Source organism: Nocardia sp. NPDC052566 (assembly GCF_044547285.1).
GTDB lineage: Bacteria > Actinomycetota > Actinomycetes > Mycobacteriales > Mycobacteriaceae > Nocardia.
In genome coordinates this window covers 538262-553113 of sequence record NZ_JBIUAF010000002.1, presented here as the reverse complement: position 1 = coordinate 553113, position 14852 = coordinate 538262, and the positions used below count along the sequence as shown (strand labels likewise).

4 protein-coding genes (1 of these 4 cut by a window edge) are annotated in these 14852 nt (G+C 67.2%); 1 reads left to right on the top strand and 3 read right to left on the bottom strand.

The features are described from left to right. The first annotated feature begins 11 nt into the window (after positions 1-11). Positions 12-4049 carry a type VII secretion protein EccCa gene (gene eccCa / locus ACIG5A_RS09705; protein WP_397239744.1) on the top strand — a complete coding sequence of 1346 codons (4038 nt, stop codon included), beginning with the start codon at positions 12-14 and terminating at the stop codon, positions 4047-4049. Between the two features lie 93 nt (positions 4050-4142). On the opposite strand, the gene ACIG5A_RS09700 is transcribed toward eccCa, so the two are convergent. From ACIG5A_RS09700 to ACIG5A_RS09690, 3 genes are all read right to left on the bottom strand, one after another. After that, a complete protein-coding gene (locus tag ACIG5A_RS09700) occupies positions 4143-4532 on the bottom strand; it encodes a hypothetical protein (RefSeq protein WP_397239743.1) in 390 nt (129 codons plus the stop codon). 465 nt (positions 4533-4997) lie between these two features. Then, on the bottom strand, positions 4998-7259 hold the full coding sequence (locus ACIG5A_RS09695; RefSeq protein WP_397239742.1) for a hypothetical protein: 2262 nt from the start codon (positions 7257-7259) through the stop codon (positions 4998-5000). A 10-nt stretch (positions 7260-7269) separates the two neighbouring features. After that, positions 7270-14852 carry the final stretch of a C2 family cysteine protease gene (locus tag ACIG5A_RS09690; RefSeq protein WP_397239741.1) on the bottom strand. The gene runs 24229 nt beyond the window's last position, so only the last 7583 of its 31812 coding nucleotides appear in the window; its start codon lies off the right edge, out of view; its stop codon occupies positions 7270-7272.

Sequence of the window (14852 nt, the reverse complement as noted above, 5' to 3'; positions counted from 1 at the left end):
AGGAATTACCCATGGGCACAAAGGGTTTCATCCGGCTGGCCAGGATCGCGCCGCCGCGCTCGCCGGGTGGCGAGGTCATTCTCAACGCGCCGCCGGAGATCACCGCGCCGATCCCGGCGCCGCTGTGGCAGCGGCTGCTTCCGGTGGTCATGGTGGTCGCCATGGTCGGCATGATGGGGCTGATGTTCACCATGGGCGGCCGTTCCATGTTCAGCAACCCGCTCACCATGATGTTCCCGATGATGATGCTGATGTCGATGGTCGGCATGTTCGCCAGCCGCACCGGCGGCGGCGGGAAGAAGGCCGCCGAACTCAACGAGGAACGCAAGGACTACTTCCGCTATCTCGATCAGCTGCGCAAAGATGTCCGCACCACCGGCACCGCCCAGCGCGAGGCCCTGTTCTGGAGCCATCCGCATCCGATCGACCTGCACGCGCTGATCGGCACCCGCCGGATGTGGGAGCGCAGGCCGAGCGACCCCGACTTCGGGCATATCCGGATCGGCGTCGGCAGCCATCGCCTCGCCACCAAACTGGTTCGGCCGGAGACGGTTCCGCTGGAGGACCTGGAACCGGTGGCAACCGTGGCGCTGCGCCGATTCGTCCGCACGCACTCGGTGGTGCACGGCCTGCCCACCGCGATCTCGTTGCGCGCGTTCCCCGCGGTGAACGTGGAGGGACCGCGTGAGCACGGCCGCGCGCTGGTCCGGTCGATGCTGATGGAGCTGGCCACCTTTCACGGTCCGGACAGCATGATCTTCGCGATCGTCACCGCCGATCCGGACGCCGAGGCATGGAGCTGGGCCAAATGGCTTCCGCACCTGCAACATCCACGCGACACCGACCGGATCGGATCGGCACGCATGCTCTACGAATCGCTGTCGGAGCTGGAGACCTCGCTATCGGAAGATCTGCTCGAACGCGGCCGGTTCCTGCGCAACGCACCGACAACCGCGGGCAGGCTGCACCTGGTGGTGGTGATCGACGACGGATACGTCAGCGGGTCCGAGCGCACCATCAGCGATGCCGGACTCGACTCGGTGACCGTGCTCGATCTGACCGCGCCGCAGACCGGTCTCGCGGTCCGGCGCGGCCTGCAACTGGTGGTCGAGGAGGAGGTGATCGGCGCGAGAACCGGCGGTTCGGTGGAAAACTTCGCCGGGCCCGACCGCGTAAGCCTGGATGTCGCAGCCACTTTCGGCCGCGGGATGGCGCGCTACCGGATCGCCACCAGCGCGCAGGTCGTCGATCTCGGCGCCGACGTGAACGTCGATCCTGGGCTGATGGCGATGCTCGGCGTCACCGACGCGGCGACGCTCGACGCGGACGCGGTGTGGCGGCCGCGCTCATCCCGCGAGCGGCTGCGGGTGCCGATCGGCACCACTCCCGATGGCACCCGGGTCGAGATCGACATCAAGGAATCCGCCGAGAACGGCATGGGCCCGCACGGGTTGTGCATCGGCGCAACGGGTTCTGGTAAGTCGGAGTTCCTGCGCACGCTGGTGCTGTCGATGGTGACCACCCACTCCCCCGACTTGCTGAACCTGGTGCTGGTCGACTTCAAGGGTGGCGCGACATTTCTCGGGCTCGATCCGCTGCCGCACGTCTCCGCGGTGATCACCAACCTCGAGGAAGAACTCTCGATGGTGGACCGCATGCGTGACGCGCTGGCCGGTGAACTGACCCGCAGGCAGGAATTGCTGCGGGCGGCGGGCAATTTCGCCAATGTCACCGAGTACGAGAAGGCCAGGGCGGGCGGCGCGGCGCTCGATCCGCTGCCCGCGCTGTTCATCATCGTCGACGAGTTCTCCGAATTGCTCTCGCAGAAACCGGACTTCGCGGAGTTGTTCGTGATGATCGGGCGGCTGGGGCGCTCGCTGCGGGTGCATCTGCTGCTGGCTTCGCAGCGATTGGAGGAGAATCGGCTGCGCGGTCTCGACTCGCACCTGTCGTATCGGATCGGCCTGCGCACGTTCTCGGCTGGTGAATCCCGGCAGGTGCTCGGCATCACCGATGCTTACCATCTGCCCGCTCAGCCCGGTGCAGGCTATTTGAAGAGCGACTCGTCGGATCCGTTGCGGTTCAACACCACCTATGTGTCGGGACCTTACGAGCCGCCGGTCGCGGGGCGGACGACCGGCCCGACGGCCGCGACGGGGGTGGTCGATCTGTTCACCGCCGCCACCGTTGTGGGGCGTGAGCCGAATGCGGAAGAGCAGCAACCGATCCCGGTGGAGTTGCCCGATCTCAACGCGCTGCTCGGTCAGGCGCCGACCACCGAACCCGAACGGTCGCTGCTCCAAGTGGTGGTCGACCGGCTGACCGGGCACGGCAGGCCGGCACATCAGGTGTGGCTGCCGCCGCTTGATATCTCGCCGACCGTGGATATGTTGCTGCCGGACCAGGATTGGCGTTCCGAGGTCAACCAGAACGGCAATCTGTGGCTGCCGATCGGCATCGTCGACAAGCCGTACGAACAGAAACGGGAGGTGCTCGCGGTCGATCTGGCCGGGGCACAGGGCAATGTCGCGGTGGTCGGTGGACCGCAGTCGGGCAAGTCGAACACGCTGCGCACCATCATTCTTTCGGCCGCCGCCACCCACACCCCGGAACAGGTGCAGTTCTACTGCCTCGACTTCGGCGGCGGCACCCTGGCCGCGCTCACCGGGCTGCCACACGTCGGCTCGGCGGCCGGGCGGCTGGAAAGCGACCGGGTGCGGCGCACCGTCGCCGAACTCAGCGTGCTGCTGCGCAGGCGCGAGGCCCGCTTCCTGGAGCTCGGCGTGGAGAACATGCGCGAATTCCGTAAGCGCAAGGCCGAATTGGCGCAGTTGCCCGCCGAGGAGCGGGCCGCGCATCCGCTCGCCGCCGACGCGTTCGGTGACGTATTCCTGGTGATCGACGGCTGGGCCGCCTTCCGGGAGGACTTCGACCTGATCGAGGGCCAGGTACTCGCGCTCGCGGCCCGTGGGCTGTCGTACGGCATCCACCTCATGCTCGGCGCGAACCGGTGGGCGGAGATCCGGCCCAATGTGAAGGATCAGATCGGCACCAGGATCGAGCTGCGCCTCGGCGACCCGTCGGACTCGGAGATGGATCGCCGTGCGGCGGTGAATGTTCCGATCAACCGCCCCGGCCGCGGCATGACCACCGACAAGCTGCACATGCTGATCGCGCTTCCGCGTCTGGACACCGACGTGAACCCGGATACGCTCGCCGACGGCGTCGCGGCCGCGAAGGCCGAGCTCACCGAGCTGTACGGCGAGCGGAAGGCGCCCGGTGTGCGGATGCTGCCCGGCGAAATCGACCGCGACCAGGTACTGACCACCGCGCGGGAGCTGAACATGCGCCTGGACAGCAAGCGGGTGCTGATCGGGCTGAGCGAATCCGAGCTGGCGCCGGTGGTGCTCGACTTCGAAGAATCGCCGCACCTGCTGGTGTTCGCCGACGTCGGCTGCGGCAAGACCACGCTGCTGCGCAATATCGCGCAGGGCATCGTGGAGAACTCGCATCCGAACGAGGCGCGGGTGATCCTGGTCGACTATCGCCGCACCATGCTCGGCGCGATCGACGGACCGCACCTGGCCGGGTACTCCACGTCGGCGCAGACCTCCGTGCCCACCTTGAAGGAGGTCTCGGGATTCGTGTCGGCACGGCTGCCCGGCGCCGACATCACGCCCGCACAGCTGCGTGAGCGCAGCTGGTGGACGGGGCCGGAGGTGTACGTGATCGTCGACGACTACGACATGGTTGCCTCGAACAATCCGCTACTGCCGCTGATGGATCTGCTGCCGCAGGCCCGCGACATCGGCCTGCACGTGATCATCGCCCGCCGCTCCGGCGGCGCGGCGCGCGCACTCTACGATCCGGTCCTCGGCCCGATGAAGGACATGTCGGTCGACGGCATCCTGATGAGCACCCCGAAAGACGAGGGCGTGCTCCTCAGTGACGTCCGACCGGCCCAATACCCACCCGGCCGTGGACTTTTGGTATCGCGCACCCGGGGTCGCGACCTCATCCAGATCTGCCACCTCCCCGCACCGAGCTGACGCGTCAGCTCCCCGAGCGCAGTCGAATGGCGGTGCGACACGCCGTAACCGACCGCCATCCGACTGCGCTCGATGTCTGGCTCTACTGGGCACTCAGGCGAAAGCTGTGGTGGCGTCCGCTTCGGAGATAGCGAGATCTCCTGCGGCCCGGCCCATTCCGTCGGCGAACGCGGACAGGGTGTGCGCCAGATCGAATCCGCCCTGCAACAGGCCGACACTGAGCTTCACGTAGCCCGCATCGCCGATGGCGAACGATGTGCCGTAGGAGTCGGTGCCCCACGGCGGATTGTCACCGCTGCTCGCGGTGACGGCGGCCTCGGCCTGCCCACTTCCACTGTGTCGCACCGAGATCGGATCACCGAGCAGGGTCAAGGTATCCGCGAGAGTTGCCACCGCCCGCCGAACAGCCTCGGCCGCACCGTCCATCACCACCGCGGCGGAATGCAGATCCGTGGCCGACTCGACGACAATCCCTTGCTGCACAGCTCAACTCTTGTCAGGGCGGGCGACTGAAGCCGAGATTGTGCGCGACGAGGGCCGAAACACTGTACGAACTAAGGGTGTTCGAGCAGTCGCGCGACTGAATGTGGCAGGGCAGCAATCCAAACTTCGTGAACAGCTGCACCAGTAAGATTTCAGCGCGACCGGCAGTTGGCATGGCGGCCTACTTGGCCTGGGAACCGAACTGAACGATCAACAGCTCCAGCACTGCGGCATCAACCACCGTCAGTACACGCCGAAAATCTCTTCGAGGCTGTCGGCGGTGAGGATCAGATGGGACCAGGCACTCACCTGCTCCGGCTCCGCGTTGGACACCATGTCGGTGATGTGACGAGGCACAGGTCCGAACTTCACTCATTCGTCGAGCGCAGTTGAATGGCCCTGCGACACTCCGTAATTGAGGGCCATACGACTGCGCTCGACGAATCAACGTCCATCTGGCGGCAACTAGGTCGGGCAATCCGGGTTCTGGGGGTCATTCGGCTGTGGGGATCGGTCCGGAGTTGGGGCTTCCGGAGGCTCGGGGTGATCCGGCGGGTTGGGGTGTGGGGCTTCCGGTGGCTCGGGATCCGCTGGCGGCGTGGGGGTTTCGGAGTGGGGCGGTGGCTCCCAGACGCTCGGGTCGGGGGCCGGTGGCGGGGTGTACGGTTCAATCGTCGGCTGGTGGTAGCGGTCGAGTTTGGGGCGGGTCTTGGCGCGGAGGTCGGTGGCCTTGGGCTGGTAGTGGTCGGTTCCTGGGCCGCCGGTGCCGAATTCCTTGCCCAGTTGCTCGCTGCGGAGCAGGGCTCGCTGCCACCAGGTGTGCTCGTCACTGATCGGGCGGATCGTCGGGTTGGCTTCGGCGTCGGCTCTGCGGTTGATCACGTCGGGATGGACGCGGACCATGCGCAGGTCGTCGGCGCGGTGTTGGGTGAGATCGGCTCTGCGTTGCGATTCGTCTGCGCGAGACTGGAATTCGTCGGCTCGGCGCTGGTGTGCGTCGGCTCGCAGGCGGGCGGCGGTCTGTTCGAACTCGGCGCTCGCGAGCTCTGCGCGGGCGCGGGCGACCTGTAGTTCGGCCCGCTCGACATGCCGGGAGCCGGTCGCGCGCAGCGTTTCCAGGCGAATCTCGGCAGTTCGCAGCAGGCGCTGTGCTTGTCCGATGTTCGTCCGTGCTTGCTCGGCGGCATTGTGTTCCGTTGTCGCCCTTGTCTGTTGCATGGTGGCGCGACGCTGGACCGTGTCGGCGCCTGCCTGCGCGCGGTCGGCGGTTTGCTGGGCCGCATCGGCCCGGTTCTGCATGGTGTGGGCGCGGTCGGACATGCGGGCACCCCACCGCGGCTGCCGGTCGGTCGATTCCACCCCCTCCGGGGTACCGACTGCGCGAGCTCGCGGCCTGTTCTCGACGTAATCCGGCCCGTCCGAGGTGCCGCGCTCGCGAGCCCCTGGCCGGTTTTCGGCGTATTCGGAAGGCTGAGCACGCAATTGGGGCTGGGCGGCGCGCACCTGGCGGTGGTATTCGCGCATTTCGGCCGCGTCCTGGCGATCGAGTTCACGCAGCCTGCGCTGATGCCGCGGCGTCGACTCCACAGCAGGGTCGACCGAAGGCCGTGCGGCCGGCGCGGGGCGCGAAACGGGCTGGCCCGTCACCGATCCGCTGACCGCGGCGGCCCGGCTCGCCGGGACGTACACGTTCCCTTCGGCATCGACCTGGAAGTGCCGGAGGAAGCCGGTGCGCGCCGCACTGCGCGGTACTCGATTCAGATGGAACAGGCCGCGGGAACCACCCGCCACCGCGCCGCGGAACCCGCCACCCGACGCACCGAGGGCGAAACCGCCTGCGGTGAAAGCCTTCTGCCAGTCGCCGCTGTTCATCGCGGTGGCCATCGCACCGCCGACCGTGCCTGCCGCACCGGCGAACGCGCCGATCGACGCGCCTCGGCCCACATCGGCCGCGCGGCCGAGGCGGTGGGTGAGCCTGCCGATCGACGCGTCGAAACCGATGCCACCCCAGTGCGCGGCCGCCCGGCCGAACAGTCCGCCCGCAAAGGATGCGCCGAACGAGAGCAGTGCCTCGTTGCCGTTGAAATGGCGCCGGGTACCCGCGGCCAGCTGCCCGCCCTGGACGGCCGCGTCCACCAGTACCGCTTGCCCACCCGATACCGCACCCTTCACCGCATAGGTGGCCAGGTTCTTGACCACCAGCTTCGTCCACGCCTGCTGCCCGACACTGCCGAAGGCCCGCAGGATCACCTGCTCGATCCGGGTGATCACCAGGTCTTCGACCCGCCGCAGCGTCGATCTGGTTCCGGTGATGGCAGCGGCCTCCACCGCGGGCGCGGTCGGCGGGAACAGCCACGCCCAGATGATCTCCACGGCCAGCATGGCGTAGGAGACGATCATCATCAGCTTCGCCGCCTGCACGGTGGTGCCGAAATCGAAAGCGGCACTGCCGAGTTCGTCGTAGTCGGCGGCCAAGGTGGCCAGCGAACCATCGCCGTCGAGCAGGTCGGTGAACAGCGCCGAGATGGTCTCGGCGCCCACGCCGTCCCGGTAGGCGCCCCTGGCTTTCCGCCGCGCCTGGGTCAGCGGATCGACCTGTGCGGCAATCGCTTTCGCGGCTTCGCTCCAGGCGTTTCCGATGGCGAAGAGCAAGTCCTCGTCACCTTCGGGCAGGTCGACACCGACCAGCCAGCCGAGCCATTGCAGATCCTGCGGGATCTCGATCATCGCCGAAAAACTATCGGCCGAATGCGGTGGGATCGAAGAAGTCGACGCCGGTTCGGCCGTCGGCAGGCGGAGCTTGCTCTGTTCGACCTTCCGGAGCCGATGCATACGGACGGAACGGTGGCGCGATGTTGTCCCAGCCATATGCCGACCGAGTGCCAGGACCCGCCGACGTCACCGTGGCGAATTGGTTGAGGTGCCGCGGCGAAATCACGACACCGGCCCGGAACCGATGGCCGGGCTGCCACGCATTCGGGTCGATCAGCCGTATTTCCGTCACGCGGCCCGTGTCCTCATCGACTGCCGTGGCCGACACGAAGTATGCGTGATTGGGCGACAGGTGGGTGTCGGGATGGGTAGACACACCGTCCGGCAGCAGGCGAGTGGTCATGGTCACCGTGTCGCCTCGTCGCAGCAGATTCGCTATCCGGTCGGCCACCCATCGCGTCGACACCGAATCATCGAGCGGCGCAACGGATTCCCACCGCGCCATCTCCGCGTAGACGAGCTTCAGCTGTGGTTCCAGTTGCCTGCAGCGCTCGGCGCCCAGCTTCTCCTCCACGAACGCTCGAAAACCGTCGGCCGTGCGCGGATCATGGGCAATCATCCATTGCGCCATTTTCGATGTGGCATCACCAGCGGCCAGGCCGAGTCCCCTGATCCTGCGCTCTTCAGCGAGTGCCTTGTCCCACGTCCGGCCGTTGCCCCAGCTGTTCAAGTAATCACGCCAGCCGTGATCCAGATCCAGCAACTCACGCGCGACCTCACGGTCATCGCCGGCCAACTGCGCCAACGCATCCAGACTCAGCATCATCGGGTGAGCGAACGTGGCGTCGTCCACCTCACGGATCGGCAGTGTCCGTCCTGCCACGCCGGACGGATCCGCCGGCCACAGTGCACGCGCCGTCTCGCCGGGAAGCCCACCCTCGATTCCCGCGTATCCCTTCTCCCTACCGCGATAAAGCGCCCAAGCCTTCTCTATCAGCGCGGGCCACAACGGCTGACCACCCTCGTGTGCCGCATACGCCATGTTCCCGCCGTAGGCGTGGAATCGCCGATCCACCGGAACCCATACCTCACGCCGGGTCGGCTGGGTGAACTCCACCGCGCCGGTCGCCGACGTCACCCGCCCATCACCGACCTGCTCGATGAATCGCACCTCCAGATCACCATCCGCGCGGGAACGGATCATCTGACGCACCCACTCCGGATGCCGGGCCGCCAAGCCGATGAGATCGGCGAGCAGATAGCACGTTCCGGCCCCGCCCTGCTTCACATCGGAGGCACGGGGCATATCGTCGAGCCCGAACAGCGGACCGGCTACGCGCTTCAAGGTCGGCACCTGGATACCGGCGTCTTCCAGCACCTTGCGGTCGACCCTGTGCCACACGGATGGAATGCTGTCACCGGGTTCTCGCACCGAAACCCGAACGGGGTCGGCCTCGTCCACGCGCATCGCGACCGTAGTTCCGCCCGCCAATGTCACGGTAGTTCCACCCGCCGCGAACGTGACCGTCGCGTCCTTCGGGATTCGCACGGCCGCCGCCGGAATGCGCTCCCTCGCTCGCGCCGCATCCACCGGGGCCGGAGCCGGAGCCGGAGTGAGCGCGGCGGCCGCTTCGTCGTAACTCAGCTGCTCGAAGTCCGCGGCGACCCGCAGCCCCACGGTCTGCGCACGCAGGTACTCCAGCGCTTCCGCATTCAGGTCCGCCAGTGCGAAATCCTCGAGGTCGTAGTCGTATTCCCCACCCCAATCGACCATGACCTTCAGCACCCCGGCACGAACCTCGATCTCCGCCGCGGCGACCGCGGGTGCACCGCCGAGCAGCGACGCGTGGGTGAAATCCCGGCTGGGGCCGAGCCGACGCTGCTGTTCCTTCGTGATCGCGTACATATTGCCGTAGACATCCATCACCATGACGGCGCGCAGTTCCGGCAGATCCGCGGTGCTCTGCGACGCCTCGAAGTCGCGCGTCGTGCCCGAACCCCGGTCGGCGGCCCATGTGGTGTCGAGCACCGCTCCGTCCGCCGAATACAACCGCCCATCCGGTCCCACCACGATCCGGAACTTCTCGCGATCGACGATCGAGATCGGTTCGTAGTCCTCGCCGGGCTCCATGGGTTTCCCGTCGACCGGACGCAGGCCGTCGAACGACAGCGGCTCGGCCGATGTCCTGCGCGCCGATACCGGAATATCGGTACCCGCGAACAGCGGCCGCCCGTCGTACCCCGTCACGGAACCCGCGACCGGCTTCGTGAACTGCGCACGGAAAGACTCCCAGCCCTCAGGCAACCCCGCGTCCCCATCGACAAACCTCGCTGGTCCGGCACCATAGGGTCCCGACACGCGCGGAACAGGCTGAGCCGCAATGAACTCTGACCGCGGCGGAACGTCCGGCCGAGTCGCGCGCGGAATCGCGGGAGCCTCGGCGACGGTCTCACCCCACGACGAAACATCGGGTCGCGTGGCGTGTGGGATCGGCGGCGGCACGGCAAGCTCCGGTTCGGCTGTGTGCCCGGCGCCGGTGCGGGCCGCGGCAGAATGCGCCGCCGTGCTCGCCGCCTCGGCATCGGTGTCGGCCCTCTGGCCGTAGATCGCCAGAGTGCCGGGTCCCGCCGAGCCGATCATGTCGAACTGATTCAGTCGGTTCAGTGGTACGGAGATCTCGGGGCCGCCGTGCGGATTCCGCACAATCACCGCCGTCGGCGCACTACGTCTCCCGTCCTCCGCGTTCGGACGATCCACGCGGACAACCGAATAGGAGTGGGCGCGAAGCAATTCGACGCCGGTCGGTAGCGGATCTCCGGCATGCCGACTCGTCCGCATGCCGACGGTGTCACCTCGCCGAAGCAGATAGTCGATCCGTTCGGCCATCCACGTCGCCTCGGTGATATCTGTCAGCGCGGCACCCTCTTCCCACGTTGTGAGACGGGTGTGCAGGTCCGTCGCCGACGCCTGCCACCGGTCCACCAGGAACAAGGTGAACGCATCGAAGTCGTCATCGATGCTGTCGTCGGATGGCCACTGCGGCAGCACATCCATGAGCGCCGCCGCCACATGCTCATCCCCCACGACCGCGACCAGCTCCGCATAGTCCATCGTTCGCAGATCCGCAGGTCTGAGATTCGCGCCCTCCAGGCTCACAGCGACCTCGAGACCGGTGAATTCCAGTTCTTCCCACAGTATTTCGGCCGACGCCGCGCGACCCGGCCGACCCGCGATCAGCTGCGCGAGACCGGCACTGCCGCCGACCATGCCGGTCAGCGCCTCCCGGTCCGCCCCGATCGAGAAGAGGAGCAATGCCGTCTCGGCATCGCGTGTCGGTTGGACGCGATCCGCGAAACCCGGAATCAGCGGGGGACGCAACTGCCCGGCTGCCGACCCGGTCATCCCACCGTCGACGCCCTCGTATCCCCTTTCCGCACCCCGGAATACCGCCCACGCCTTCTCGATCAACGCGGGCCACAACGGTCGCGACGGGTTGTTCACCGCGTAGATCATGTTTCCTGCGGCGTCCTGGTAGAAGGTGTCGTCCACCTTGACCCAGACCCAGCTGTTGTTCGCCGGATCGTAGAACCGAACACTGAACGCGCGATTCTGCCCGGGTACGACATCGTGCGCGTAGATCATCTCGCGGATCAGGTCCGGGTTGCGCTCGGCCAACCCGATCAGATTCGACAACAGGTAGCAGCTCCCGATGCTGCCCTGTTCGACGTCTTCCGGTCGTGGCCCGCCGTTCCGATACAGCTCACCGGTCGCCCTGCCGATGACGATCTGCGATCCCCTGGATATGACGGCTCGAAGCCATCCACCGTCCGGTCGCAACACGGCGATCCTTCTCGGATCGTGCTGATCCACCTGAATGGGGACGGTGGAACCGCTCCACTGAACGACCTGCTGAGCGTCATCGATAGAGAACAGCCCGGCGGTTCGCGGGCGCCAGTTGCGCTGAGCCGGGTCGTATTCGAAGGCCCTGTTGAGCACAGCGAGGAACATTCTCAGCGAAGTACCGTCGGATCTGCGCACCTCACGAACTTCCGCGCCATCGACGATGCTCACCCCGGACTCGGCGAGCGTGGCGGTCAAGGCGATCGCGTCCAACCTCCCGTTCACATCGGTCACGATCACGTAGTCGCTCGACAGCTTGAATCGAGTCGGCGGCATCGTGGCCACCAGATCCGGAGGCGGCAAGACCGCCGAGCCCGCGGGCGCCGGCCTCGCCGAGCGCTCGAATGCTGTTGCGGGTCCGTCCTGTTCGCTCGACAGCATGGATACCAGATGGTCACCGAGCAGGAAGCCATCGGCGGCCGCTGTACCAGCCTGCGCGCCCACCGCATCCGGCTCCCGGATCGTCACCGGGCCGGCGGGGGTCGCGGTGGGGGCGGCGCCGAAGGCGAACATGGTGCCGGGGCCCGAGGAGTTGATGGCGCGGAATCGGTTGAGATTCGCCAGGGGAATGGGGATTTCGGTGGTTGTGTCGTAGGGGTCGCGCACCACGATCGCGGTCGGCGTATCCGCCGTCGCTGAATGTTCTACCCGGACTACGGAATAGGCGTGCCCTCGGCGCAGCGCACTGGACGTGTCCGAGAGCTGTTGCCTGGTCGAGAGGGTAACGGTGTCACCGCGATCGAGCAGATAGCCGATTCGTTCCGCGATCCACACCGCGACCGTGGTGTCGGCGAGCTCGGTATCCGAAGCCCAGGCCGACAGGTGTGCTCGGAGCCGCTGCTGGGGCTTCTCCCAGTGTGCCGCAAGGAAAGTGCCGAAAGACTCAGCACCGCCGAGGCCTGCCCAGCCGTCGAGGGCTTCTCTGATCGCGTGGGCGAGGGCATCGCCGCCGATGACCTCGGCCAGCCGTGGCCGATCCAGGTCGAGCAGGTTCGACGGCCCGTGCTCATCCAGCGCCTGTCGCACGGCGGAGATCGCACGCGCCGATTCATCGGCGACGAATGTCGCGAAATCCACTGTGCGACCGGATGACTCGAATCGATCCTCCCAATCCAGCAGCAGATGGGCGAAGCCCGGACTGTCCACCAGGTCGGCGAGCAGGTCGCGGTCGAGCTGGAAGGGATGCGCGAAGATCGGCTCGTCGACGCTGCGCGTCGGCTGTGCCCGGCCTGCACTGCCCGGCATTGTCGGTGGACGCAGCTGACCCGCGGTGGCACCCGGCATGCCGAGCGCGATGCCGCGGTATCCGCGGTCGCGGCCGTGGAAGGCCGCCCATGCCTTCTCGATCACCGCGGGCCACAGCGGCCGCGATGCGTCGTGTGCGGCGTACTTCATCTGCCCCTGGGAGTTCAGGTAGAAGGTGTCGTCCACCTGGACCCATATCGATCCGTGCTGTGGATCGGTGAACCGCACCGCGAACCGGCGCACTCCGTCGATCACGGATTCACGAATCATGTCCTTGATCAGCTGCGGATTCTTGTCCGCCAGCCCCACCAGCGAGGACAGCAGATAACAGTCGCCGACCGCGCCCTGCTCGACGTGGCTCGGCAGCACGGCGCCCTCGGCACCGAAAAGCGGCCCGCTCGCCTTCCCGATCCCGATGTTCAGCGGCCCCGAATCGCCGATCGGCAACCATTCACCGGTCGACTCGACGAGAATCTCCAGCTCGGCCGAGTTACCCGCGTCAGGTCGGACGGTGACGAGTGAACCCGGTTCCCACCGATGCACCTGCCCGGTGGTATCGCTCACCGCCACAAAGGAATCCGGAATGGTCACCGCGGCGGGCGGCATCGAGGTGCGCATGTTCGACGGCGGCTCGTGCTCTGCACCCGGCATCGCGTACGCGGTCGACTCGGCCGCCGTGACCTCCAGATCCGACGCCGATCCGGTCAGCCTGCGCCACGCGGAACCGCCGACCATCTCCGCGTCGGAACCGCCCAGCCAGTCGCTGTCCGAACCGGATTCGTCCGAACCCCAGTCGGATTCGCGGTAGTCGGGAATCGGGAACAAGCGGTGAGTGGGAACCGTGTCCCCGGCATACAGCAGTTCGGCCCCCGGACCGAATACGGTGAGATCCTCGAACTGATTCAGGTGGGCGAGGTCGGTGTACCCGCTCGTGCCGCCGATGGGATTGCGCAGCACCAGGTGGGTGGGACCACTCCCGTCGCGACGCACTCCGATCACCGTGTACACGTGGCCTTCCATCAGCCCGCTGAACGGAAGCAGGTCATGACCGTTCAGCTCGCGGGTGCTCAGTGTGACGCCCGCCCCCGCGGCCAGAGCGGCCTCGATCCGAACGGCGACATCGACGGCCATCGTCCTGTCCAGCAGTGGTCTACCGGACTCCCACGCCTGGAGATGACCGGTCAGAGCGGCGATCATGCGGGCGAGACGTTCAGCGCCGATGTCCGTTCCGTGCCTGGCACGGAACGCCTGGGGCATCACGTCTCCGAGGAACTGCCCGAACCCGGCCGCGCCGCGCGGGTCGGTGCTGCGCAGCAGGTTCGAGCGGTCCGCGGAGGCTGCTGCCGCGCCCGCCGGATCGAGGCCGACGACCAGCTTGTGCGCGCGTTCGACCTGTTCGTAGCGCTCGTCGATCGCCGTCCGCCACGCGGCGCGCAGATCATGGACCGCCGCGGCGAACGAGGCGGCGACAGTATCGGATTCGCTCACCAGTCCGGCAAGTACATCGGGCCGCAAGTACATCGGGTGCGCGAAGCCGGGATCGTCGACCACCCGGCCGGAACGGACGACACCCGCTCGGTCCAGGAACCACGGCGGAATCAGCCGGGTAGCACCGATACTCTCATTCGCCCGATCGATTCCGGCGTATCCGTTGCCGTCACCGAAGCGCGCCGCGTAGGCCTTCTCGATGAGCGCAACCCAGAACGGGCCGCCAGGACGATAGGCCGCGTAGGCCGCCCTTCCCTGCGCGTCGATGTGGAACTCGCGATCCACCCGCACCCAGACCGGTTGCCCCTGTTCGAAGAACCGCACGGCGTAATCTCCGCCGTCCAGCGGCTGGATCATCTCGGCGATCAGGTGCGGATAGGCCCGAACCAAACCCGCCAGTGGCGCCAGCAGGAAACAAGTACCGACGTCGCCTTGCAGAACATCCTCGACAACCGGTCCGGCGGGCCCGAACAACGGTCCGGTGGCGGGGGCGCTGCCGAGCATCCCGCCCCGCACGAACACATCCGGTATGAAATGCCATGGAGCGCCCGGGTTTCCCTGTCCACGCACCTCGATCCCACCGTTCGGGTCGCGCCGGGCCGCGACGAAATGCCCCTCGGCGAACCGGACGACATCGAGTGCACCGTCATCGGTGACCAGAACGATGCCGCTGCGCCGAGGATGCCACTGGTTCGAACCGTTCCCGGCCGGCCGCAGGCCGTACTCCAAGACATCCAGGCGCACCATGCCGACATAGCCGATTCCGAAATCGACCTCGGCCCACCGACGCCCGGCCGCATCGATGGACGGCTGACCGACCACCGTCACCGGCCCCTCCACCGGGAGGTACGTGCCGTTGCTGTCGGTGACCACAAGACCAGGGCCGATCCGCACCGATGCGGGCGGCAGCGGTTCGCGGGGCAGGTCGGCCGGTGGGACGGCGACCGCCGCGCTCTGCGGCGCGGCGTGCGCCA